The organism is Bradyrhizobium sp. OK095, from assembly GCF_900109945.1.
In the GTDB taxonomy this organism is placed as follows: Bacteria; Pseudomonadota; Alphaproteobacteria; order Rhizobiales; family Xanthobacteraceae; genus Bradyrhizobium.
In genome coordinates this window covers 223,145-247,142 of sequence record NZ_FOBX01000009.1, presented here as the reverse complement: position 1 = coordinate 247,142, position 23,998 = coordinate 223,145, and the positions used below count along the sequence as shown (strand labels likewise).

Annotated in this window: 26 protein-coding genes; 8 read left to right on the top strand and 18 right to left on the bottom strand. The window is 64.8% G+C overall.

The features are described 5' to 3' along the window. Positions 1-12: 12 nt before the first annotated feature. The 3 genes from BMW89_RS24415 to BMW89_RS38015 form a co-directional block, all read right to left on the bottom strand. Complete coding sequence (locus tag BMW89_RS24415) at positions 13-1,263, bottom strand: MFS transporter (protein ID WP_092029570.1); 1,251 nt, start codon at positions 1,261-1,263, stop codon at positions 13-15. A 249-nt stretch (positions 1,264-1,512) separates the two neighbouring features. Then, complete coding sequence (gene glmM, locus BMW89_RS24410; RefSeq protein WP_092029569.1) at positions 1,513-2,859, bottom strand: phosphoglucosamine mutase; 1,347 nt, start codon at positions 2,857-2,859, stop codon at positions 1,513-1,515. A gap of 221 nt (positions 2,860-3,080) precedes the next feature. Then, positions 3,081-3,248 carry a hypothetical protein gene (locus BMW89_RS38015; protein ID WP_177196280.1) on the bottom strand — a complete coding sequence of 56 codons (168 nt, stop codon included), beginning with the start codon at positions 3,246-3,248 and terminating at the stop codon, positions 3,081-3,083. Between the two features lie 118 nt (positions 3,249-3,366). Here BMW89_RS38015 and BMW89_RS24405 point away from each other — a divergent pair, with 118 nt between their 5' ends. Further along, complete coding sequence (locus BMW89_RS24405) at positions 3,367-4,503, top strand: alpha-hydroxy acid oxidase (protein WP_092029568.1); 1,137 nt, start codon at positions 3,367-3,369, stop codon at positions 4,501-4,503. Between the two features lie 247 nt (positions 4,504-4,750). On the opposite strand, the gene BMW89_RS24400 is transcribed toward BMW89_RS24405, so the two are convergent. From BMW89_RS24400 to BMW89_RS24365, 8 genes are all read right to left on the bottom strand, one after another. Continuing rightward, positions 4,751-5,377: a single stranded DNA-binding domain-containing protein gene (locus BMW89_RS24400; protein WP_177196279.1), complete on the bottom strand. Its 627-nt coding sequence runs from the start codon at positions 5,375-5,377 to the stop codon at positions 4,751-4,753. A gap of 130 nt (positions 5,378-5,507) precedes the next feature. After that, the gene (locus BMW89_RS24395; RefSeq protein ID WP_092029567.1) at positions 5,508-6,134 is read right to left on the bottom strand and encodes a hypothetical protein; all 627 of its coding nucleotides are present in this window, start codon (positions 6,132-6,134) and stop codon (positions 5,508-5,510) included. 66 nt (positions 6,135-6,200) lie between these two features. Continuing rightward, positions 6,201-7,040 carry a shikimate dehydrogenase gene (locus BMW89_RS24390; protein WP_092029566.1) on the bottom strand — a complete coding sequence of 280 codons (840 nt, stop codon included), beginning with the start codon at positions 7,038-7,040 and terminating at the stop codon, positions 6,201-6,203. Positions 7,041-7,151: 111 nt separating this feature from the next. Continuing rightward, positions 7,152-8,909 (bottom strand): SulP family inorganic anion transporter, encoded by a 1,758-nt coding sequence (locus BMW89_RS24385; protein ID WP_092029565.1) that lies wholly within the window; start codon positions 8,907-8,909, stop codon positions 7,152-7,154. A 91-nt stretch (positions 8,910-9,000) separates the two neighbouring features. Further along, positions 9,001-9,273, bottom strand: coding sequence for a helix-turn-helix domain-containing protein (locus BMW89_RS24380; RefSeq protein ID WP_092029564.1), 273 nt, complete (start codon positions 9,271-9,273; stop codon positions 9,001-9,003). 299 nt (positions 9,274-9,572) lie between these two features. Then, positions 9,573-11,621: an elongation factor G gene (locus BMW89_RS24375; RefSeq protein WP_092029563.1), complete on the bottom strand. Its 2,049-nt coding sequence runs from the start codon at positions 11,619-11,621 to the stop codon at positions 9,573-9,575. Between the two features lie 170 nt (positions 11,622-11,791). Further along, on the bottom strand, positions 11,792-12,271 hold the full coding sequence (locus BMW89_RS24370; RefSeq protein ID WP_092029562.1) for a DUF992 domain-containing protein: 480 nt from the start codon (positions 12,269-12,271) through the stop codon (positions 11,792-11,794). A 260-nt stretch (positions 12,272-12,531) separates the two neighbouring features. Continuing rightward, positions 12,532-13,734: a pyridoxal phosphate-dependent aminotransferase gene (locus BMW89_RS24365; protein ID WP_092029776.1), complete on the bottom strand. Its 1,203-nt coding sequence runs from the start codon at positions 13,732-13,734 to the stop codon at positions 12,532-12,534. Positions 13,735-14,274: 540 nt separating this feature from the next. On the opposite strand from BMW89_RS24365, the gene BMW89_RS24355 reads away from it, so the two are divergent. From BMW89_RS24355 to BMW89_RS24335, 6 genes are all read left to right on the top strand, one after another. Further along, positions 14,275-14,925, top strand: a complete 651-nt coding sequence (locus BMW89_RS24355) for a glutathione S-transferase family protein (RefSeq protein WP_092029560.1) — start codon at positions 14,275-14,277, stop codon at positions 14,923-14,925. Positions 14,926-15,079: 154 nt separating this feature from the next. Then, a complete protein-coding gene (locus tag BMW89_RS38010) occupies positions 15,080-15,256 on the top strand; it encodes a hypothetical protein (RefSeq protein ID WP_177196278.1) in 177 nt (58 codons plus the stop codon). Positions 15,257-15,329: 73 nt separating this feature from the next. Then, entirely contained in the window at positions 15,330-15,488 is a 159-nt protein-coding gene (locus BMW89_RS24350) for a hypothetical protein (RefSeq protein ID WP_092029559.1), read from the top strand. 129 nt (positions 15,489-15,617) lie between these two features. Further along, complete coding sequence (locus BMW89_RS24345; RefSeq protein ID WP_092029558.1) at positions 15,618-16,427, top strand: PAS-domain containing protein; 810 nt, start codon at positions 15,618-15,620, stop codon at positions 16,425-16,427. A gap of 60 nt (positions 16,428-16,487) precedes the next feature. Beyond that, on the top strand, positions 16,488-16,943 hold the full coding sequence (locus tag BMW89_RS24340) for a GNAT family N-acetyltransferase (protein ID WP_092029557.1): 456 nt from the start codon (positions 16,488-16,490) through the stop codon (positions 16,941-16,943). 261 nt (positions 16,944-17,204) lie between these two features. Beyond that, positions 17,205-18,146, top strand: a complete 942-nt coding sequence (locus BMW89_RS24335) for an aldo/keto reductase (RefSeq protein ID WP_092029556.1) — start codon at positions 17,205-17,207, stop codon at positions 18,144-18,146. Between the two features lie 16 nt (positions 18,147-18,162). Here BMW89_RS24335 and hmuQ read toward each other — a convergent pair whose 3' ends face one another. The 4 genes from hmuQ to BMW89_RS24315 all read right to left on the bottom strand — a co-directional run bounded on the left by hmuQ (position 18,163) and on the right by BMW89_RS24315 (position 21,756). Continuing rightward, complete coding sequence (hmuQ, locus tag BMW89_RS24330) at positions 18,163-18,486, bottom strand: heme-degrading protein HmuQ (protein WP_092029555.1); 324 nt, start codon at positions 18,484-18,486, stop codon at positions 18,163-18,165. A gap of 58 nt (positions 18,487-18,544) precedes the next feature. Then, positions 18,545-18,916, bottom strand: coding sequence for an endonuclease domain-containing protein (locus tag BMW89_RS24325; RefSeq protein WP_092029554.1), 372 nt, complete (start codon positions 18,914-18,916; stop codon positions 18,545-18,547). 63 nt (positions 18,917-18,979) lie between these two features. Further along, the gene (locus tag BMW89_RS24320; RefSeq protein ID WP_177196277.1) at positions 18,980-20,197 is read right to left on the bottom strand and encodes a DUF1501 domain-containing protein; all 1,218 of its coding nucleotides are present in this window, start codon (positions 20,195-20,197) and stop codon (positions 18,980-18,982) included. 2 nt (positions 20,198-20,199) lie between these two features. Beyond that, a complete protein-coding gene (locus BMW89_RS24315; RefSeq protein ID WP_092029552.1) occupies positions 20,200-21,756 on the bottom strand; it encodes a DUF1800 domain-containing protein in 1,557 nt (518 codons plus the stop codon). Between the two features lie 114 nt (positions 21,757-21,870). Between BMW89_RS24315 and BMW89_RS38450 the strand changes: the two genes are divergently transcribed. Further along, positions 21,871-22,086 (top strand): cysteine-rich CWC family protein, encoded by a 216-nt coding sequence (locus BMW89_RS38450; RefSeq protein ID WP_092029551.1) that lies wholly within the window; start codon positions 21,871-21,873, stop codon positions 22,084-22,086. Positions 22,087-22,149: 63 nt separating this feature from the next. Here BMW89_RS38450 and BMW89_RS24305 read toward each other — a convergent pair whose 3' ends face one another. From BMW89_RS24305 to BMW89_RS24295, 3 genes are all read right to left on the bottom strand, one after another. Further along, entirely contained in the window at positions 22,150-22,848 is a 699-nt protein-coding gene (locus tag BMW89_RS24305; RefSeq protein ID WP_092029773.1) for a glutathione S-transferase family protein, read from the bottom strand. 130 nt (positions 22,849-22,978) lie between these two features. Further along, positions 22,979-23,209: a hypothetical protein gene (locus tag BMW89_RS24300; RefSeq protein WP_092029550.1), complete on the bottom strand. Its 231-nt coding sequence runs from the start codon at positions 23,207-23,209 to the stop codon at positions 22,979-22,981. Beyond that, the gene (locus tag BMW89_RS24295) at positions 23,206-23,985 is read right to left on the bottom strand and encodes a sulfite exporter TauE/SafE family protein (RefSeq protein WP_092029549.1); all 780 of its coding nucleotides are present in this window, start codon (positions 23,983-23,985) and stop codon (positions 23,206-23,208) included. Before BMW89_RS24295 ends, BMW89_RS24300 begins: the two co-directional genes overlap by 4 nt. Positions 23,986-23,998: the final 13 nt, after the last annotated feature.

Genomic DNA, 23,998 nt, shown 5'->3' with positions numbered 1-23,998 from the left:
AAACAGGATTTGTTAACGCATTTGGCGCGGCAGTTTCGGCAGGAACACCGCAAGCAGGCCGATCGCCGGAAGATAGGCGCAGACCTGGTAGACGAACTCGATCGAGGTCTGGTCGGCGAGCTTGCCGAGCACGGCGGCGCCCAGACCACCGATGCCGAAGGCGACACCGAAGAACACGCCGGAGATCATGCCGAAGCGATGCGGCACCAGCTCCTGCGCAAACACGATGATCGACGACGTCGTCGAGGAGATGATCAGGCCGATGATGACTGACAGCACCGCGCTCGCAGTGAGCCCGGCATAGGGCAGCGCCAGCGTGAACGGCAGCGCACCGAGGATCGAAATCCAGATCACGATCTTGCGGCCGAAGCGATCACCGAGCGGTCCACCGAGAAACGCGCCGACCGCGTTCGCGGCGAGGAAGATGAAGAGATACATCTGCGCTGCCTGCGTCGACACGCCAAAACGGTCGATCAGGTAGAAGATGTAATAGCTCGACAGGCTGGAGACGTAGAGCTGCTTCGAGAACAGCAGCGCGACGAGCACGAGCAGCGCGACGGTGACGCGACGCGAGCTCGGCGCGTCGGGATGGGCGTGAACCGCGACCGTCTTCTTTGCCTTGATCTGCGGTTCATACCAGCGGCCGATGCGCCAGAGAATGACGATCGCGAGGCCCGCGATCGAGGAGAACCAGGCGATGCTGCCCTGCCCGAACGGCACCACGATCAGCGCGGCCAGCACCGGCCCCATCGACGTGCCAAAGCTGCCGCCGAGCTGGAACACCGATTGCGCAAAGCCGTAGCGACCGCCGGAGGCGAGCCGCGCGATGCGCGCCGACTCCGGGTGAAACACCGCCGAGCCGAGACCGACCAGCGCGGCGGCGACGAGGATGACCAGATATTGGTGCGCGGCGCTGAGCAGCAGCAGGCCGAAGAAGGTCGAGGCCATGCCGATCGACAACGAATAGGGCTGCGCCTTCTTGTCGGTGTAGTGCCCGACCACTGGCTGCAGCAGTGACGCCGTGAACTGGAACGCCAGCGTGATCATGCCGATCTGCGCGAAGTCGAGCGCGTAGGTGTCCTTCAGGATCGGATACACCGAGGCGATCAGCGACTGCATGGTGTCGTTGAGGAAGTGCGAGAACGAGATGCCGGCGAGTACGATGTAAGCCGGCCCCGCGGCCTTGGTGGCGGCAGGCGCCACGTCGGCGACGACGACGGGCTCGGTCAGCGTTTCCTCGGAGACGACGACAGGCTTGTTCAAGGGAGTATCCCGGCAGGCGCGGCGAACCGCCGCACTGCCTAACTACGATGACCGGCGCGGCCAAACCACCGCCAATCGTCGATGGCAGGAATGCGCCTCGCGATCCGGGTTCGGTTCTGCGTGGGCCTGCATGGTTCGAGACGCCCGCTTCGCAGGCTCCTCACCATGAGGGTCTAGGGTGTCGCCGAGCAACAAGACCTCATCCTGAGGAGCCCGCGAAAGCGGGCGTCTCGAAGGATGGCCACAGGCTCAGGCCGCCGCTGCCTGTCCCAGCGCGGAGACAATGGTGTCGACGACGTCCTCGACCAGGATGCGGTCCTCGCCTTCGGCCATGACGCGGATCACCGGCTCGGTGCCGGAGGAGCGGATCAGCAGGCGGCCGTGGCCGTTGAGGCGCTTCTCGCCGTCGGAAATCGCCGACTTGACGTCGGAATTATCGAGCGGCTTGCCGCCCTTGTGGCGGACGTTCTTGAGGATCTGCGGCAGCGGATCGAAGCGGTGGCAGACCTCCGACACCGGCCGGCGCGACTTCTGCACCACGGCCAGCACCTGCAACGCGGCAACGAAGCCGTCGCCGGTGGTGGCGTAGTCTGACAGGATGATGTGCCCGGACTGCTCGCCGCCGAGATTGTAGCCGCCGCTCAGCATCTGCTCGAGCACGTAGCGGTCGCCGACCGGCGTGCGCACGAGATCGAGCCCCTGCCCCTTGAGAAAGCGCTCGAGTCCGAGATTGGACATCACGGTCGCGACGATGCCCGCGCGCGACAGACGTCCGTCTTCTTTCCAGCTCTGCGCGATCACCGCCAGCAGCTGGTCGCCGTCGACGACATGGCCGCGCTCGTCGACCAGGATGACGCGGTCAGCATCACCGTCCAGTGCGATGCCGATGTCGGCGCGCATCTCGCGCACCTTCCGCGACAGCGCTTCCGGCGAGGTCGAGCCGCAATCCTTGTTGATGTTGAAACCGTCGGGCTCGACGCCGATCGGCACCACGTCGGCGCCCAATTCCCACAGCGCTTCCGGCACCACTTTGTAGGCGGCGCCGTTGGCGCAATCGATCACGACGCGGAGGCCGTCGAGCGAGAGATCGCGCGGCAGCGTACGCTTGGCGAATTCGATGTAGCGATCATGCACGCCGTCGATACGGCGGGCGCGGCCGAGGCTCGCGCTTTGGGCGAGACGCTTGTCGATGGGCTCGTCGAGCAGAAGCTCGATCTGCTTCTCGACGTCGTCGGAGAGCTTGAAACCCTGCGGGCCGAACAGCTTGATGCCGTTGTCCTCGAACAGATTGTGCGAGGCCGAGATCATCACGCCGAGATCGGCGCGCATCGACTTGGTCAGCATCGCCACCGCCGGCGTCGGCATCGGGCCGACCAGCAGCACGTCCATGCCGACGGAGGTGAAGCCGGCAACCATCGCGTATTCGATCATGTAGCCGGACAGGCGGGTGTCCTTGCCGATCACGACCCGGTGGCGGTGATCACCGCGCTGAAACGCAAGGCCTGCGGCCTGGCCGACCTTGAGCGCGAGTTCCGGCGTGATCAGTCCGTTGGCGCGGCCCCGAATCCCGTCCGTCCCGAAATATTTGCGGCTCATATCGTCCCCCACGCGACAACCAGGAATCCCCGTCACAACCTGCGGGTGCCCAAACGGGCTCCGCATCCCTGATTTGCTGAGGTCTTATAAAGCCATCGCGGCTAACTTGGCTTCAAAAAATATGATGAATCATTACGGAACCGGGGACGCCACCGCGCCGGTAACTTATTGTTAACATTATATTTCCGCCTATTCCCTGGGAACGGGACGGGAACCTGCCGCTAGCCCGAACGCTTGACATGGCCGTCGCCACGGCTCGGCGCGGGCTGGGTGACGTTGACGGGATCGGAGCCCGGGAAGGTCTCTTCCAGCCCCTCTTCCAGAGCGTCCTCGAGGTCCTGCTTCTCCTTGATCTCTTCCGGTGTCGGCTGTCCCCGCGGTTTGCTCATGGCACCCTCTTCTCAAACGATTTGGCTGTGCATCCAACCATGCTAGATGAGCCCTCAATCTTCCGATGCAAGACTCTTGACGCGAGACTTCCGAGACAAGGCGGGCCGGGGAACGTTCATGAAGCACATCACCTGTATCGACGACCTTCGCACCCTGCATCAGCGCCGCGTGCCGAAGGCGTTCTTCGATTATTGCGACCGCGGCTCCTATGCCGAGGAAACGCTGCGCGCCAACCGCGACGACATGCAGCACATCAAGTTCCGCCAGCGCATCCTGGTCGACGTCTCCAAGCGCGACACCTCGACGACGATTTTGGGCGAGCCCTCGACCATGCCGCTGATGCTGGCGCCCGTGGGCCTGCTCGGCATGCAGCACGGCGACGGCGAGATCCACGCCTGCCGCGCCGCGCAGGCCGCCGGCATCCCGTTCACGCAGTCGACGATGTCGATCTGCTCGATCGAGGACATCGCCGCCAATGTCGAGAAGCCGTTCTGGTTCCAGCTCTACGTGATGAAGGACCGCGGCTTCATCAAGGCGCTGATCGAACGCGCGATCGCCGCGAAATGCTCCGCGCTGGTGGTGACCGTCGATCTCCAGGTGATCGGCCAGCGTCACCAGGACATCAAGAACGGCATGACGGTGCCGCCGGAATGGTCACTGTCGAAGCTGATCGATTTTGCGACCAAGCCGGCCTGGGTGTCGGGCGTGCTGCAAGGCAAGCGCCGCACCTTCGGCAATCTCGCCGGTCATCTGAAGGTCAGCGACGACATCACCTCGCTGTCGACCTGGATCAACTCGCAGTTCGACACCTCGCTGAACTGGAGCGACATCGAGTGGATTCGCTCGATCTGGCCGGGCAAGCTGGTCCTGAAGGGCATTCTCGACGTCGAGGACGCCGAGCTCGCCGCAAAAACCGGCGCGCAGGCAATCGTGGTGTCCAACCATGGCGGGCGGCAGCTCGACGGCGCGCCATCCTCGATCGAGGTGCTGCCCGAGATCGTCGATGCCGTCGGTGAGAAGATGGAGATCATGTTCGACGGCGGCATCCGCTCCGGCCAGGACGTGATGCGCGCGCTCGCGCTCGGCGCAAAATCCTGCATGATCGGCCGGGCCTATGCGTATGGGCTGGGTGCAGGCGGACAGGCCGGCGTCGCCAAGGCGATCGACATCATCCAAAAGGAATTGCTCACGACCATGGGCCTGTGCGGCGTCAACACGATCGACGAGATCGACGATCACGTCATTGCGGTGTGACCTCTAACCTCTCCCCGCCCTTTGCGGGGAGAGGTCGGATTGCGAAGCAATCCGGGTGAGGGGCAAGGCACACTGCCAGCAAAACAGAGGTCCGTCCGACTCGCGCGACTGCCGCGAGGTTGGTTGCTTCGATCCACAATCCAAGCTGAACTCGCGGAGACAGCCCCTCACCCCACCCTCTCCCCGTAAGAACGGGGCGAGGGAGCGAGAGGGCGATGGGTCCCCAACTATCGAAGTACCCCGCGCCTCACATCGGCGGCGTGATGCCGTCGCGGCCGACATTCACCCGGTTCGCTTCCAGCGACCCATCCTCCTTTTTCGCCGCACCGAAAATGATCAGCTTGGCGCCGGGCTTGATCTCGGATTTGTCGCTGGCGATGAAGGTGACGATGGGGGTGTCCGGCGGCACCACCACTTTCTTCTCGCCGTCCTTGTATTTCACCGTGATGTTCTGGCCGTCGGTGCCCTTCACCGTCTGCGCCACAGTGGCGTTGGTCATGGTCGAATTGGCGCGGGCATCCCAGGGACGAAAACCTTCGGCGGCGCCGCGCTGGTTTTCCGGGAAGATGTGCACCGCGATCGCCTTCTGGGTGCCGTCGGGCTCGGGCATGGCGGTGACGCCGATATAGGAGCCGTCCTTGATCTCCGACAGCGAGGTCTTCACCACGGCGAAGACTGCAACATTGTCAGTCATGTTCACCTTCACGTCAGTGCCCTCGCGGGTCTTGATGGCGAGGGTGTTGCCGTCGACGCTCTCGATGGTTCCGCGGATGCGGACCGTCGGCGTTGTCTGCGCGGACGCGGTTGAAACGAAGATGCAGGTGGCAAAAGCGGCCACAATGGCGCGCGGCACCAAATAGTTCAGCTTCGACATGATTGTCCCCTCCAGGGCTTTGCGGCGGTACATCACGGCAACCCCGCGCAACCGTCGCTATTCCCTCAATTTTTTGAGCATGATCTTGTCGGAAAACCGCTGCACACTTTTCCGGATCATGCTCCCCTGATCACATCGGCGGGGTCAGGCCGTCGCGGCCGACGCTGACGCGATTGGTCTCGAACGAACCGTCGGGCAATTGCTTCATGAAGGCGATGACTTTTGCGCCGGCCTTCAGGTCGGATTTGTCGCCGGGCACGAAGGTCACCACCGGCGTGGTGTCGGGGACGAACACCTTCTTCTCGCCGTCCTTGTACTTGACCAGCAGCGTATGGCCGTCATTGCCGACCACGCTTTCCGACACGGTCGCGTTGGTCATGCTGGAATTGGGCTTGAGGTCATAGGGCCGCGAGCCCTCGCCGGTGCCGCGCATGTTTTCCGGAAACACGTGGACCTCGACGGCGTTATCGCCGCCATCGGGTCCCGGCACGGTGGTGGCGCCGACGAAGGAGCCGACCTTGATGTCGGCGAGTGAAATTTTGGTAATGCCGGAGATGCGCACGTCGGATGCGATGTGGAGCTTGACGTCCTCACCGCTGCGCGACTTGACCTGCAGGGTGTCGCCATTGACGCTCTCGATCGTGCCGCGCACGCGCGTCGGCACCGGCGCCTTTTGTGCGACGGCATAGAGGGTGGAAGCAGCCACCATCGCGACGGCGATGAGCGGGCGTGTGAAAGTTGCGCGTTGAATGGTCATGACGGTCTCCGATTGTCCCCACGGGGGTAGAACTCCGGAGGTGGTGCGCTATTCGCTGTTCGTCTCTCAAGTCTTTGTGAGATCGGCCTCGACCAGCGCGCGCAGCTCGGCGGTGACGTGCGGCCTCTGGCCAAACCACAGCTCGAAGCCACGCACCGCCTGGTGCAAGAGCATGCCGAGCCCATCGGCGGTCTTCAGCCCGCGCGCTTGCGCTGCCGCCAGCAGCGGCGTCACCAGGGGAACGTAGACGAGATCGGCGACGACGGCCGCCTCGGGCAGGCGTGCGACGTCGACATCGAGTGCGGGCTGGCCGTGCATGCCGAGCGAGGTCGTATTCACGAGAAGTTTTGCGCGCGGCAGCACGTCGCCGATCCCGTCCCACGTCACAGGATGCACGTTGGGGCCGAACTGTCTTGCAAGCGTCTCCGCCCGCCCGATGGTGCGATTGGCGAGATGGATGCGCTTGATGCCGCGCTCGCGCAGGCCGAACACGATTGCGCGCGAGGAGCCGCCGGCGCCGAGCACCAGCGCCTCCTCAGCCTTATCCCAGCCGGGCGCGCTGGCATCGAGATTGCCGAGAAAACCTTCGACGTCGGTGTTGGTCGAGCGCAACTCGCCGTCCTCGAACCACAGCGTGTTGGCGGCACCCACGGCCTCGGCGCGCGCATCGGGCGTCGACAGCGCCAGCACGCCTTCCTTGTGCGGAATGGTGACGTTGGCGCCGGCGAAACCGCGCAACGACAGCCGCAGCACGAAGTCGCGCAAATCATCGGGCGGAACCGCCTCGATGACATAGCCGCCCTCGATCCCGAGCGTGCGCAGCCAATAATGATGGATCAGCGGCGAGCGCGAATGCGCGGCCGGCCATCCGATCAAACAGGCAGCTGGCGTCTTGGGCGCGGTCATCTTTCCCTCGGGTCGTGTGTCCGAGGCGATCCATTTCGCGTCCCGCCGGCTCTGTCAAGCGTGCGGGCGCCGCAGCGTCGATCGGACCGGGCTACTCGAGACCCCCGCGGGCTAGCTCACGGCCTCGCCGGCGGCGGGAGCAGCCGCATCTCGCCCGACCTTGATGTCGGCGACTGCGCGCTCGATCGTCGTGCGATAGCGCGCGCGCCGCGGACTGACGCCATGGGTGAGCAGCGCGCGGCGCACCGCCGACGATGCCCCGGTGATGAACAGCTTGACGCCCTGACGGTGGGCCTTGGCGGCCACGCGGCCCAACACGTTCGCCGCCGTGGAGTCCAGGAACGGGACCGCGGCGAAATCGATCACCAGCGCCTTGCGCTTGTCGGCGATGCCGTCGAGCACGCCGCCGATTGCGGACGCGGCACCGAAGAAGAACGCACCGGTGATGCGATAGACCAGCACGTCGCGATCGACCGCAAGCGCAGGATCGTAAGGAACGCGCTCGCCATTGCCGTCATCGGGGCGGTCAGCCGCCACCAGTGGCGACCGCTCCTCAATGCCGGTCATCTCAGCCATGCGATGGATGAACAGCACCGCGCCGAGCGCGAAGCCGACCAGAATGCCTTCGGTCAGGTCGCGGAAGATCGTGAGCAGGAAGGTCGCGAGCAGCACGACAGCGTCGCCCCAGGAGGACCGCAGCAGCGTCGCGAATTCGTGCTTTTCCGCCATGGTCCAGGCGACGACGACGAGCACGGAGGCGAGCGCGGCCAGCGGAATATAGCTCGCGAGCGGGGCTGCGATCAGCATGAACAGCAGCAGGAAGACGGAATGCAGTATGCCCGCGAGCGGGCTTCGCGCGCCGGCGCGGATGTTGGTGGCGGTGCGCGCGATCAGGCCGGTGACGCAGATGCCGCCGAACAGCGCCGAGCCGATATTGGCGACGCCTTGCGCCACCAGCTCGCAATTGGAGCGGTGACGGCGCCCGGTCATGCCGTCGGCCACGACAGCCGATAGCAGCGATTCGATTGCAGCCAGCAGCGCAAACGCAATCGCATCCGGCAGCACCGCCGTCGCCTTCGCAAGCGAGAACGCCGGCAAGGCCGGCGATGGCAGTTCGCGCGGAATACCGCCGAAGCGCGAGCCGATGGTCTCGACCGGCAGCGACAGCACGGTACAAGCGACCGCCGCGAGCACGACCGCGATCAGGATGCCGGGCCAGGACGGCCGCCAGCGCCGCAAGCCGGCGATGATGGCGATGCTGACGATGGCAACGGCCACGGCGGACGGATTGATGGTAGGCAGGCCCGCGGTGAGCGCGACGAGCTTCGGAACGAACTCGCTCGGCTCTTTCCCCGCGAGCGTGATTCCGCCGAGATCGCGAAGCTGGCTTGCGAAGATGATCACGGCGATCCCGGCGGTGAAGCCGACGGTCACCGGATAGGGAATGAACTTGATGTAGGTGCCGATCCGCAGGAAACCGGCGGCAACCAGGAAAAGCCCCGCCATCAGGGTGGCGAGGATGACACCGTCGACGCCGTGACGATCGGCGGTCGCCGCGACCAGCACGATGAAGGCGCCGGCCGGTCCGCCGATCTGAAACCGGCTGCCGCCGAGCAGCGATGCGATGAAGCCGCCGACGACGGCGGTGTAGAGGCCGCGGTCCGGCGTCACGCCCGAGGCGATGGCGATCGCCATCGACAACGGCAGCGCGACGATCGCGACGGTGAGGCCCGCGAAGACATCGGCGCGTAAATCGGCGAGGCCGTAGCCCTCGCGCCAGACGGTGACGAGCTTTGGCAGATACAGTTCAGTGAAGGTCGGCCGACGAAGCTGTTGCAGCTTGCCTGCGTGTTCGCCTGTGATGCTCATGCCCCACAATGCTCCGATGCATCGTGCGGCAGTGCTTTCCGGCACGACGATGCGCTAATTCATTTCGCCCCAGAGCACGATCATCCGCAGATCATGCCCCCACCTTGCGCGGCGGTCCCGGCTCTCTCAGCCGAACGCCGCGTCCGCCGCTATCGCTGCGCGCCTGTTCGCCGATCAACTCGACGCCGGCCCGCTCGAACGCCTCGACCACCTTCATCAAGGTCTCGACCACGCCGCGAACGTTGCCGGTCGACGCCTCCATCCGCTGGATGGTCGGCAGCGAAACGCCGGCAAGCTCGGCCAGGGTTCTCTGGTCGACGCCAAGCAGCGCGCGGGCTGCCCGCATCTGGAACGACGTAATCACCTTGGCCTCACGTATCAGAACTTATAAGTGATATCTGAGATATATACAATGATGTATAATACATCATTGCCGACCGAAGGCAAGCACTTAACCTCTCCCCGCCCTTCTGCGGGGAGAGGTCGGATCGCGTCAGCGATCCGGGTGAGGGGCAAGGCACACTATTGCTGCGAACGAATACCCATCCGACTCGTGAGATCGCTTGCCTACGAACTCAAGCCCAACTCGTGGAGACAGCCCCTCACCCCACCCTCTCCCCGTCAAGAACGGGGAGAGGGAGAGAGAGGTGCGTCCCTAACAGCTCACGCTGCGTGTTGATGCGCGGCGATGATCTGGTCGGCTGCGCGTCCCGTGACTTCGGCCATGTGGTCGAACTGGCGCGTAAAACTGCCGGCGCCTGCCGTGGCCGAGCGCAGCTCGACGATGAGCTCGCCGATCTCGGCTTCCGGCATCATGGCGCGAACGCAGTCCCAGCCGCTCCAGCCGTCGCGGGTGTCGAAGCCGAGGATCTGGCCGCGCCGTGCCGACAGGATCGCGTTGATCTTGGCGGTGGCATCAGTCGGGCAGACGATCTCGACCACGTGGACCGGCTCCAGCAACACCGGCTGGCATTGCGGCAGGCCTTCATTGAGCCCGATCCGCGCCGCCGTGCGGAAGGCGAGGTCGGACGAATCGACGCTGTGATAGGAGCCGTCGGTCAGCGTCACCTGCAAATCGGTGACGGGGAAGCCGAGCGGACCGCGCGTCAAGCCGTCGACGACGCCCTCTTCCACCGCGCCGATGTAGTTGCGCGGCACGGCACCGCCGACCACCTTCTCGGTGAACTTGAAGCCGTCGCCGCGCGGCATCGGCCTGATGTCGAGCACGACGTCACCGAACTGGCCGTGGCCGCCGGACTGCTTCTTGTGGCGGCCGCGCTGGGTGATCGGCTTGCGGATGGTTTCCTGATAGCCGATCGCGGGCGGATGCGAGGCGAGCTTGATGCCGAAGCGATCGCGCAAGCGCTCGCTGGCGACGCGCAGATGCATCTCGCCCTGTCCCCACAGCACGGTGTCGTGGGTCTGGGGGTTCTGCACGACGACGAGTGAGGGATCTTCCTCGTGCAGCCGCATCAGTGCCTGGCCGAGCTTGACGTCGTCCTTGCGATCGGTGGCCGCGACCGAGATCGCGAGCACCGGCGGCGTCGGCTCGCTGGCTGCGAGTCCAGCCGGTGGCGCCTTGCCGTTCGAGACGATGTCGCCGGTCCTGATCGGATCGAGCTTGGCCAGCGCCACCGTGTCGCCGGCCTCCGCCGCGGCACGCTTGGTGTCGTAAGCGCCGTTGACGGCGAGGATGCCGGAGATGCGGCTGCTGCCGCCGGAAGCGGATTGCAGCGTGGCACCGTCGTCGAGATGGCCGGCGAGCAGCCGCGTCAGCGACAATTTTCCGCCGTGCTGCGAATGCAGCGTCTTGAAGACGAAGCCGAGCGCGTCTTTGGTTTCCTGCACGCCGAGACGTTTTGCGGTCTCCGCGATGCCTGGCGCCTCGTGGCGCAGCGCCTTCATCAGACGCAGCACGCCATTTTCGCGCGCGGCGGCGCCAAGCAGCACGGGGCAGATCAGCCCTTCGCGCAGTTCACGCGCGAGATCGTCGAACACGGCATCGCGCGGCGGCTGGATGTCTTCCAGCAATTGCTCCATCAGCGCGTCGTCATGGTCGGCGAGCTTCTCCAGCATCGAGAAGCGGGCCTCCTTCTCGCGATCGAGATCGCCGCCTTCGAGCGTGACCACTTCGGAGGCCTTGTGCTCACGATAGATGAACGCACGTTCCAGCGCGAGATCGACAAAACCTTCGATCAACTCGCCCTTCCAGATCGGGATCTGGCGCAGCACCAGCGGCACGCGCGAGGCGGGCTGGAGCATCGCGAGCGACTCGCGGATGCGCTTGTTGGCGCGGTCGATCTTGTTGAGGAACAGGAAGCGCGGGATCTTCAGCTCCTCCAGCTCGCGCAGGATGATCTGAAGCTGCGGCAGCTTCTTCTCGTCGGCCTCGCAGACCACGATCGCGGCGTCGACCGCGGGCAGCACGGCGCGCATATCGTGGGCGAACTCGACGGAACCGGGACAATCCAGGAAGGTGTAGCTGTCGCCCATGAAACTCGTGGTGGCGGCAGTCAGCCCAACGGTCATCTTGTGATGGCGGGCCTCAGGCGTGGCGTCTCCGACGGATGTTCCGGCATCGACGCTGCCGACGCGCGGGATTGCGCCCGTTCGCGCCAGTATTGCTTCGAGAAGTGTGGTTTTACCGCTTTGGAAAGGGCCCACCAGCGCAATGCACCGTGGACCTCGGGGACTTCTGACGTCTTGTCCCATTTCGCCGCCTCCTTGGTGTGGAGCTCGGCCCATGATTGGGTCGGCAAGCGCAGATGCTCTGCCCGTCCCCGAGATTTGGCAAGCGTCAAACGTCGCTGCGGTGCGTCGTTGCGGAACGCGTCGGTGGAGCGGCGCGTCCCACGCAATTTCAAATCGTTAACGACCAGATCTCAACGACCCGGACGGAGTTCCAGGCTTTCGAGGCCGGCCGCGACGTTGAGGCCAACCTGGCCCTGCACGCTGAGCGGCTGGAGCGCGATCGAATTGTTGGAGCCGCCGACCAGCACGTTGCCGCCGAGGCCGACGCCGACCGAGGCGCTGCCCTGCGCGCCCGCGTAGTTACCGGCGAGGTCGCCCGGTCCGAGCCGGTTCACCGGCGCGAACACGCCCCAGGCAAGGGCCGTCTCCTGGGTGATGCCGAGGTCGAGACCGACTTTGCGGATCGTCGCGACGTAGCGATCGTCCGGCACACCATCGACGCGCAGCACGCAGCCGAGATTGGTGACGGAGCCCACGATGAAGCCGACGCTGGCGCCGCCGCGGCATTCGAGTACGCCGACCTGAACCATCCGCGACTGTGCGCTGGCGCCGGCAACCGAGGCGATGAGACTGGCTGCGGTGAGCCCGGCCAAGATGAACGAACGGCGCATGAGATATCTCCGGCGATGATGTGATGCGAGCAGAGAAGGCACGCTGCAAGCGGCGCGTGATGGTCTATGCCACAAGAGTTTTGTGGTTGCCAGATCGGATACATAGAATTCGCGGAGGCAGCCCCTCACCCCACCCTCTCCCCGCAAGAACGGGGCAAGCCAGACCGGTCAAACGTCCATCCGACTCGGTCCTGCCGAAGCACAAACAAAAAAAGGCCCGCACGAAGCGGGCCTTTCCAATTTGCACTGTCGCGAGAAGCTTACCGCAAATTACCGCAGAAGCGCTGGATGCGCTTGCAGGCCTCTTCGAGGTCCGAGGTCTTGGTCGCGTAGGAGATGCGGAACGCCGGGCCGAGGCCGAACGCCGACCCCTGCACCACGGCGACGCCTTCGGTCTCCAGCAGCTCGGTGACGAAGGTCTCGTCATTGTCGATCACCTTGCCGGACGGCGCGGTCTTGCCGATCGTGCCGGCGCAGGACGGATAGACGTAGAACGCACCCTCGGGACGCGGGCACTCGATGCCCTTGGCCTGGTTGAGCATGGAGACGACGAGGTCGCGGCGCTCCTTGAACACCTTGTTGTTGGCGGGGATGAAATCCTGCGGACCGTTCAGCGCTTCGACAGCAGCCCACTGCGCGATCGACGACGGGTTCGAGGTCGACTGCGACTGGATGGTCGACATCGCCTTGATCAGCTGCGCGGGACCACCGGCGTAGCCGATGCGCCAGCCGGTCATGCAATAGGCCTTCGACACCCCGTTCACGGTCAGCGTGCGGTCGTAGAGTTTCGGCTCGACCTGCGCGACGGTGGTGAACTGGAAGTCGTCATAGACGAGGTGCTCGTACATGTCGTCGGTCATCACCCAGACATGCGGATGCTTGACCAGCACGTCGGTGAGCGCCTTCAGTTCAGAACGGGTATAGGCCGCGCCGGTCGGGTTCGACGGCGAGCACAGGATGACCCATTTGGTCTTCGGCGTGATCGCGCGCTCGAGCGCGTCAGCCTGGAGCTTGAAGCCGGCCGCGGCGGTGCAGACCACCGGCACCGGCTCGCCACCGGCGAGCGCCACCATCTCGGGGTAGCTGACCCAGTACGGCGCGGGGATGATCACCTCGTCGCCCGGATTGATGGTCGCCATCAGCGCGTTGTAGAGCACCTGCTTGCCGCCGGTGCCGACGATGATCTGGTTCGGCTTGTAGACCACGCCGTTCTCGCGCTGAAACTTCGCGATGATGGCTTCCTTCAGCTCGGGGATGCCGTCGACCGCGGTGTACTTGGTCTTGCCGGCTTCAATGGCGTGGATCGCGGCCAGCTTGATGTTGGCGGGCGTGTCGAAGTCGGGCTCGCCGGCACCGAGACCGATGACGTTGCGGCCCGCCGCTTTCAGCGCGCGTGCTTTATCCGTGACCGCGATGGTTGCGGACGGCTTCACACGGTCGAGCGCAGCGGCAAGGAAGGGCATCGTCATCTCCTGACAAGCGTCGTGAACCCTTTGGCCTCACGACTCCGATTGTGGGAATGGCGACACCCTAAAACGTGAGCCGCTGCACCGCAAGAAACTTCAGCCCGATCTCGCAAAAGTTTACGGGATTTGGAGCGTTTCAAGGCTGGATTCTTAGCAATTTTCCGCAACTTTGCCCCGCAAACTCCTCATATCCGGCAAGGCTTGTCCTCGGAGCAATTCTGGGCCGTTCGCGCCGCCACAACACTGACCGCAGGCTGACGCTGGAAGCAGCCTCGGATGATCAGCGCCGACAGCAATCGCCGACGCTCAATCGTCTCGCACCAATGCACCGCGCGATACGTCCACATGCTAACGCAACCGTGATCTGATTTGCGTCGTCGTGTGGAAATGATCTTCCGCCGCATTGCAGTGCGGTAGGGTTTTCGAGTTTTTCTATTGGCCGGCCCTTGCGGCGGATTCGCATCGGCATCATTGTTTAGCCGCGTTGCGGGGCAACAAGCGCCGCGCCTTCCCGTACTCGGAATCCGAACTCTCAGAATGTACAAGCTCTATTCGATGCAACGCTCCGGCAACAGCTACAAGGTCCGCCTTGCGCTGGCGCTGTTGAACTTGCCTTACGAAGCCGTCGAGGTGGACATTCTGCGCGGCGAAAGCCGGACGCCGGACTTCCTGTCCAAGAACCCGTCGGGCCAGGTGCCGCTGCTCGAGGTCGGCGCTGACCGCTTTCTCGCCGAGTCCAACGCCATCCTCTGGTACGTCGCGGTCGGCACGCCGCTCGCGCCGGAGAACCGTATCGATCGCGCCGAGGCGCTGCAATGGATGTTCTTCGAGCAGCACGCGCTCGAGCCGAACATCGGCGCCGCCTATTTCTGGCTGTCGCTGGTCAAGGGCGGCCGCGACCTGCAGACCCACGCGCTCGAGGACTGGATGGAGCGCGGCTATGGCGCGCTCCAGGTGATGGAAAACCACCTCAAGACCAATTCCTATTTCGCCGCCCGCCAGCTCACGGTCGCCGACATCGCGCTCTACGGCTATACCCACGTCGCCGACCGCTGCGACTTCGACCTCCAGGCCTTCCCGGCAATCCGGGACTGGCTGAAGCGCGTCGAAGCCGCCCCCGGCTTCGTGGCGATGGACTGGCGGCCGGCCGAGGTCGACGACCCCGCCAGCATCGCGGCAGGGGCCTGAAAGCGGGCCGGCGTTAAGGATTAGCGGGCATATCGTTAACCTTTGCCCAAATCCCGCCATTTTCACCGCGGGAGCCGCCGCAATATTGCCGGTTGCGACAGCGAAATTGTTCGGCGTCGCGGGTGATTCGCTCGCACGTTGAAGGATTTAGACCATGATTCGGGCGTCCGGCACGGCAGGCTTTCAGGGCCAAACCGATACCGTTTCGTCTTCCCGGCTGACCCATGCGGTCGCGGCTTCGCTCGCCGTCGCCGCGATCTCGCTGTGCCTGATCGTCACCCTGACAGTGCTGTCGACCAAGGCGACCATGGCGATGGGTCTGCCGGTCTGATCCCCGTTTCATCCTGGACCTGCCTTCAAGGTGCCGCGCGGCCCGCGCCTGATGGCATCGCGACGGGACATCGATGAAATCGCCTGTGGTCATCGTTGCAATCACCCTGACTGCGGCCATCCTGGTCGCGGCATCGCTGTTGATTTTCACCGGCGTGCGCAAGAGCCCGGGGACGTCCACGCTGAATGCGCCGTCGTTGCAACAGCGCGTCGGGCACGTGCATTTGGTCTAAAATCATCCGAAAGCTTTGCGAGCCGTCGCAAGTGCCGCTTAAGCGCGCCGCACGATTTCGCACTGCGCCATCAAAACAATCAGCCAGTGTTGCGGCCTTACCTCGTTCGGGGAGGAACGAGACAGGCCCATGCGGTTCGGATGGCGTGCGATCTGCGGTCCCGTGCTGACAGTAGCGATGACGCTGCTGGCGATCCTGCTCGATCGCTCCGTCCCCGTCCCCTCGCCTGCGCCGCTGCTTGTCTGCATCGTTGCTCTCGCCGGAGCACTGTCGGGTTTCGGCTCCGCCATGATCACCGCGGGCCTCGCGGTGATCTGCGCCGCGCTGTTCTTTCTCAACCACCGCGGTGTTGCTTTTGCGCCTGCAGACCTGGTGCGGCTCGGCCTGCTGGCCGCAACAGCAGCTGGCACCGCAGCGATCACCGGCCTGATGCGCGAGCGGCTGCTCGGCACGTTTGCCACTGAGCGCCAAAGCCACGCCACCGCCGCGCGGCTGTCGGCGGCGCTCGACCAGGTCGATATCGGCATCGTGCTGCTCGATGCCGAGACCCGCGCCGAATTCATCAACCGCGCCTTCCGCGATTATTTTGCGCTGCCGGACGAGATGGCCGACGGCAAGCCGCCCTTCGTCGCGCTGATGTATCACGGCCGCGACACCGGCGCGTTCGAGTTGCCGGAGGACGAGCTCGGCACCTTCATCGCGCAGCGCATGGAGATGGTGCGGATCGGCGATGCCACGCCGATCAACATCAGCTTGCGCAGCGGCGAGGTCCTGCGCTTCGTCTGCGCCGTGCTGCCTGACGGCGGCCGCATGCTGAGCTACACGCCGGTCACCGACCTCGTACGCCACACCGACGCGCCGGCGCGAGCCGACTACTACCGCTCGCTGCGCGATCCCGCGAACCGCAAGCTGATCCGGTATCTGCGCGTTGCGGAGTAGCGCGATTGATCAGCACGCCCATCATCACGTATGAAGGACGCTTCATCGCGGGAAGTTCACATGTCGCTCACCATTCGCTCCGTCGCACGGCAGGATTACGATCAATGGCTGCCGCTGTGGGACGGCTACAACGCCTTCTACGGCCGCTCCGGCCCGACTGCGCTCGCACTGGAGATCACGAAGGAGACGTGGCAACGCTTCTTCGATGCCTATGAGCCCGTGCACGGGTTGGTCGCCGAGAGCGACGGCAAGCTGCTCGGCATGACAAACTATCTGTTCCATCGCAGCACCACCGCGATCGAGCCGTCCTGCTATTTGCAGGATTTGTTCACAAGCGAGGCCGCGCGCGGCAAGGGTGTCGGCTCGGCGCTGATCCACGGCGTCTACGAGCGTGCAAAGTCAGCGGGATCACCGCGTGTCTATTGGCAGACGCACGAGACCAACGTCACGGCGCAGAGCCTGTACGACAAGGTCGCGGAACGCTCGGGCTTCATCGTCTATCGCAAGATCTTCTGATCCGGCGGCCTCGGGACCTGTGGATAACTCCGCCTGTCACCGGCGCGTAACACACCGGGATTAAGTTGCAGCTGCGTCTGATCAGGGCCCCCGTCACCGATCAAGCGCCCCAAAGCGGTCCCCGTCAGTCGCCGCGTCTGACAGGGGCCGCATTTTTTTGCGCACTGCTTACGCCTGCATGGCAGCACCGCAGCCGGCAGCTTGCCGCAGCGTTGCACGGCGGTCACAATGGGCCGCTGCTTTCTCCTGACAGGACCTCCCATGGAAATTCGTAATCTCGGCGCCTCCGGCCTGCGCGTGTCTGCGGTCGGGCTCGGCTGCAACAATTTTGGCCAGCGCATCGACCTCGAGGCCTCGCGCAAGGTGATCCATCGCGCGCTCGATCTCGGCATTACGCTGTTCGACACCGCCGACATCTATTCGAACATGGGCGGCTCGGAAAACGTGCTCGGTGCCGTGCTGGGCGATCGCCGCAAGGACATCGTGCTGGCGTCGAAATACTCCAAGCCCATGGCGGAGGACGGCACCAAGCAGGGCGCCTCGCGCCGCTACATCTTCAACGCCGTGGAAGCGAGCCTGAAGCGGCTGAAGACCGATTACATCGATCTCTACCAGCAGCACGATTACGATCCGCTGACGCCGATCGAGGAGAGCCTGCGCGCGCTCGACGATCTCGTCCGCCAGGGCAAAGTGCGCTACATCGGCAATTCGAACTTTCCGGCCTGGCGCATCGCCGAAGCCGAGTACGTCGCACGCGCGATGAATGTCAGCCGCTTCGTCTCCTGCCAGGACGAATATTCCCTCGTCGTGCGCGACATCGAGAAGGACCTGTTGCCGGCAGCAACGGAATACAAGCTCGGCCTGCTGCCGTTCTTCCCGCTCGCGAGCGGACTTCTGACCGGCAAGTACAAAAAGGGTGAGGCCGCGCCCGGTGACACCCGCTTCGGCCAAACTCAGCGACTGCGCGACCGCTACGTCACGCCGCGCAACGAGGCAATCGTCGAGAAGCTTCAGGCCTTCGCGACCGCGCGCGGCCATTCCATGCTCGAGCTCGCCTTCTCCTGGCTCGCCGCGCGCCCGCAAGTGTCGAGCGTGATTGCGGGTGCCACCCGCGCCGAGCAGATCGAGCAGAACGTCAAGGCGATCGCGTGGAAGCTCAGCGCGGAAGAGATGGCGGAGATCGACAAGATCACGCAGGGCTGATCTTTGCGGCGCGGCGCTACTTCGCGCCGCCGCCAACGGTCTGGATCACCTCGAAGCCTTCAAATTGCGGATGGCCGAGATAGGACGGCTTGTGATCCCCGGCCCGCGCATGCGCCGCGCGGAATGCATCGGATTTGGTCCAGGCCTCGAACGCGGCGTGGTTCGCCCAGATCGTGTGCGAGGCGTAAAGCGTGTGGTCTTCGAGCTCGGGACCGCGCAACAGATGGAATTCGACGAAGCCCGGCACCTTGTCCAAATGCGTGTCGCGGGTGAGCCAGACCTGCTCGAAGGCCGTCTCAGAGCCCTTGGCGACGCGGAAGCGGTTCATGGCGATGTACATGGGGGTGGTCTCTCCTGATGTAAGGGACGCTCCGTCCTCTCACTCCCTCGCCCCGTTCTTACGGGGAGAGGGTGGGGTGAGGGGCTGCCTCCGCGAGTTCGGACTGAATGACGGTGAGAACACCTTCGATATTCCCGAGCACGTCGTTGTTCCAGAAACGAAGTACCTTGTACCCCTTCTCTCCCAAGCGTTCATCACGAATAGCATCTGTTGCGGATTCATTGTGCTGCCCGCCGTCGACTTCAACGACGATCCGCTTCTCGCGGCACACAAAATCGCAGATGTAGCCGATGATCGGCTCCTGCCTCACGAACTTGTTGCCATCGATTCGCCGATTGCGGATGCGATTCCAGAGAACCGTCTCCGCATCCGTCTGATCGGAGCGCAGTCGCCGCGCGATTCGGATGGGTTTTTCGTTGTGGCCGCGCATTGCCTTGCCCCTCACCCGGATCGCTACGCGATCCGACCTCTCCCCGCAAAGAGCGGGGAGAGGTTAAGTAACCAGCCCCTTCATCGGCCGCGCTGACGCGCTGTCCGGAAATACCGTCTCCGCTAGAGCACGATCGGACAACCCGAACTGGCTTTGCAGCACGCCCTTGATGACGGAGCGCAGATCCGTTGTCGGCTTGAGGTCGCGCCCTTCATACAAGTTGGCGAGCTTGAGGCCCGGCCAGTCGGAGATGACGCGGCCGCCTTTTACGGCGCCGCCGGCGAGCAGCGCGATGGTGCCGGTGCCGTGATCGGTGCCGTCGGTGCCGTTGATGCGCGCGGTGCGGCCGAATTCGGTGGCGACGACGACGACAGTGTCGCGCCAGCGTGTGCCGAGACCGCTTTCGAATTCAGCGAGGGCGCCGTCGAGGCCGCCGAGCAAGAAGGCGAGGCGCCCGACCGGGCCGCCTTCATTGGCGTGCGTGTCCCAGCCGTCGAAGGCGAGCGCGGCGATGCGCGGGCCGTCGTCGGCGGCCATCAGCTTTGCCGCGCCGCGCGCCACCTGGCGCATCTGCGCAACCTGATTGCCGGGTTTCGGCTTCATGTCGTCGCCGCTCGCGGCCTTCTCGAGCTGGAGGCCTTGCGACAGCGCCGAGGCCAGCGCGGGATCGCGATGACGATAGAGTTCGACCAGACGCATCGCGGTGTCGTCATCGGCCTGCGGCAGCGCGACCGGTGCCCAGCCGACGGTCGGCGCATTGCCACGCAGCACCAGCGGCGTGGTCGGGCCGACCGCGAGTCCACTGGACACGCGCTCACCGCGCGGCAGCGCTTCGAGGGCGCGGTTGAGCCAGCCCGATTGCACCCGGCCCGGGCCGGCATAGCCGCTTTCGAGCACGTCCTGGCCGTCGAAATGCGAGCGGTCGCGATAGGGCGTCGCAACGGCGTGAACCACCGCCGCATGCATGTCGCGATACATGCGCGCAAACTCCGGCATCGCCGGATGCAGCGCGAAGAAGCTGTCGAGCATGATCGCGGGATGCGCACCGTCCGACGTCAGCGCGATCGAGCCGTGCAGGCCGGCATAATCGGGGTCGCCGACCGGCGCGACGGTCGAGAGCCCATCAAGTGCGCCGCGCAGGATCACGACGATCAATCTGGGATCACGCCCCTCGGCCGCGCGCGCAAACTTCGGCAAATAGGCCCAGGCCGCGAAGGAGGCGCCGCCGAGCAGAAGGCCGCGGCGCGAGGTAAGGAGCCGGTTCTCGACGCAGTCGATCATCTTCATCTCCTCTGCATTTCCGGCGACATCAACAGCAGCGCCAATGCCTGCTGCCGCGATTCCGCGCGCTCGATCGTCCGTCGCGTTTCGATGGATGCCGCATCCGCCGCGGCGAATTCCAGGAGGTCGAGCGGGTCGATGTTGGGCCCGAGCCGCGCGCCCATCTGCGCCGCGATGTCGAGCCTCAGCTTGATGCCTTCGGGCGCGGCCCAGGCGGCGCTGCTATCCGGGAAACCGTTGGGACCGGCCGGCGACCACAACGGCTGTCCCAGCAGATTGAGATTGTTGAGGTAGCCGCCGGGATCCTCCGGCACGCGCGCGAGCAGCCGGCCGCTCGCGACCACGAAATCGTAAGGCGAGCGCATCTTGGTGAGCGGCGCCTTCCAGGCCTCGTCGGAATCGACCAGCGCCGTGGCAAGCGCCTTGAGGTCACCATCGGTCTTGACGAAAATGTCGCGCAATCGCGCAACGAGCGCCGGCGGCGGATCATCGGCGACAAAGTGGCGGACGAATTTGGTGGCGATGAAATTCGCGGTCGACGGATGGCGCGCGATATCAGCGAGCGCGGCCTCGCCCTGCGCAAGGCCGGTCGGCTCGTAGGTTTTGCCGAGCAGCTGCTGCGGGCCGGGCTGGTGCGCGTTGGCGTTGAAGACGAAGGAGCCGGGCGTGCCGAGCCCCCCTTGCCGGCCGGCAAAGGTCCAGCCGGTGATGATGCGCGCGAGCGAGGTGACGTCCTCCTGCGTGTAGCCGCCGCCGACGCCGAGGGTGTGCAGCTCCATGATCTCGCGCGCGAGATTTTCGTTGAGCCCGCGCTTGCGATTCTGGCCTGCGCGCGAGTCCGGGCCGAGCGATTGCTGATTGTCGAGAAAGAACAGCATCGCCGGATGCTGCTCGACCGCCTTCAGCATGTCGGCGAAACGGCCAAGCACGTGCGGACGGACCGCCTCGCGCTCGAACGCGCCGGCCCAGATCCGCGCCAGTTCGCCCTTGCTGGCGGAGATGCAGAAATGGTTGGACCAGAATACGACCAGGCGCTCGGTGAAACCGCACTCGACCAGCGTCGCGCGCTGCAACCGCGCCAGCGCCTCGGCGCGAAAAGTCTTCTGGATCACGTTGAGCGGCTGCGGCACGGGTTTTGCGGCCGGCGACGCGGCCGTGTTGGGCTGCATGCTCTCGGACTTCGCGGCTGCGTCAGCCGGCTTCGCCTCGGCCATCTGGCCGGCGATCTCGGTTGCCACCGTATTCAGAGAGAGATTGCGGCGCGGCCCGGGCTTCTGATCGGCAGGCGGTGGCGGCGCTTCCGGCGGCGTGCCGGCCTTGGCAGCGGCTTCGCGCGCCTGCTTGACCTGGTCCTGATAGGCGAACACGGCTTGGCCGAGTTGCGGCGTCGATTGCAGGCCCGGCGCCTCCAGCAGCACGCCGTTGGGGCGGGAGAGCTCCGCCTTCACAAAACCGCGCGGATCGGATGCTGCATTGATGAGATCGCCGGAGGCTCCGCCGCGGGCCCCGAAGCCGAAGCGGTTGAGCGCAATGAGGGCGGCTTGCGAATCGCGGGCCATCGATTTGTCCTTCGCGCGTTGCCAACCGCTTTCCTAGTCTGTGCGCAACGCATAATATACCGCAGCGAGAGATGAACCCGACATGAAAATGACCGCGAAGCTTTTGCGCCAATCATGACAATTCCGAAAGAATCCTCAACGCAGGAACCGCGCCGCCTCGCCTGTTCCCGCTGCGGCACCGAATTCGGCTGCGACCTATCAGGCAATTGCTGGTGCGCGGAGGAAACCGCGCGACTGCCGATGCCGGTCAAGGGGGAGGACTGTTTATGCAGGGAGTGCTTGCGCAAGGCGGCAGCTGAGGCGCGTAGCCCGGATGGAGCGCAAGCGTAATCCGGGAATCGTTCCGCAGGCACCGGCCCCGGATTTCGCTTGCGCTCCATCCGGGCTACGAAGCTACACCACGTGCCCCGGTGACTTCCGCGCCATACCGTCGAACGCATCCAGCAGCTTCTCGCGCCAGACATAGATAGGATCATCCGCTTCCAGCAGCTTGAACGGGCTCGTCACGCGCGCCCATTGGAAGCCGCCGAACACGATATAGTCGGCATAGTTCGGTGCGCTGCCGCCGATGAAGGGCTGCTTCTTCAACGCCTGCCGCATCACCTCCAGCGACTTGCGGAACGCGACCACGCCGGTGTCGCGGCTTGCCATCACCTCATCCAGGCTCTTGCCGCCAAAGCGCGCCTCGCGCGATTGGCGGAAATAATTCGCATCAACCTCGGCAAGGTTCTTCGGGATGTCGGCGATGATCAGCGGAAAGATGCCGCCGACGATGGCGATGTCGCCCCAGGCGTTGATCATCCGCGCCATGGCACGGCCGCCCTCGCCGCCGAACAGCGACGGGCTGTCCGGAAAATTGTCTTCGAGATAGGTCGCGATCGCCCAGGAATCGACCACGGGCTTGTCGTGATGCAGCAACACCGGGACCTTCTCCGACCCGTGCGGCGCAATCGCGCTTTTCTCGGTGAAGCGCCAGGGCAGCGACTCCGCCGTCAGACCCTTGTGCGCCAGCGCCATCCGCGTGCGCCAGCAAAATGGGCTGAACGGGCGCGAGGCGTCGGTGCCAACGAGTTCGAAGAGTTTGAGTGACATGAAAGGCGCCTCCACTTGCTCCGTCATTGCGAGGAGCCCTTGCGACGATGCAATCCAGACTGCCGCCGCGGATACATTCTGGATTGCTTCGCTGGCGCTCGCAATGACGATCTGGAGGCAGTGGCGCGCGTCAGCGCCCGTTCGCGCGCAACAACCTCTCGCCACCTTCCGTCACCGCGATGATCAGCCCGGCACCTGGCCGCGTCTCGCGGGCGACATAACCATGGTCGGCGGCGTCCTCCCAGATGGTGAGGCGCGGGCACGAGGTCTTCCAGGTCGAAATCACCTCGGCATAGGCGCGCGGCTCGCGCGCGATCCATTCGACGAAATCGAGCACCAGTGGATCGGCGTTACAGCTCATTGCAAACCTCCCTTGGTAAAGGCCGCCAGCACCGGTGCGCGCACGAAGAGCCAGCCGCCATAGGCGATGTAGTAGCAGGCGATGGTGGTGATCAGCTTGTTCGACCAGGCCACGAATTGCTGGTCGGTCATGGCTTCGAGGATGCGCCGCGCCAGCGTGGTGCCGAGCATCGATGCCAGGATCGCGACGCCCGCGAGCACTGGATCGAGGCTCGCGGCCTGATCGATGATTCCGCCAAAATAGATCAGCTTGGTGAAATGGCTGACGAGCTGGCACATCGCTTTCGTCGCCACCTTCTCGCGCCGGCCGAAATCGCCGCCAAGGAAGAAAGTGTCGAGCAGCGGCCCTGACACGCCGGTCATCAGCATCAAGCCCATGCAGATCGTGCCATAGAGCGTGCCCTGCCAGAGACGGTCGGGATCCGGCTTGATGTTCGCGGGCATGAGCCGCGCCATGAACGGGGTGATGCCGAGCAGCAGCAGCGCCATCGGCTTGTCCGGCACGTAGCGGGTGAGCGACCACGCCGCAAGCGCGACCGCAGCGCCGACCAGATAGTTCGCGACCGGCCGCCAGCGAATATGCGCGCGCCACAGGAACGCGCGCCAGCCGTTCGACGCCATCTGCGTGATCGCATGCAGCACCATCGCGGTCGGCAGCGGCATCAGCGCCAGCAGGACGCCGATCAGGATCAGCCCGCCGGCCATGCCGAACAGCCCCGACAAGAACGCGGTGCCGACCATCAGCAATCCAAGGGCAGCGATCATGATGGATGTCACGAGGGGGTTCTCC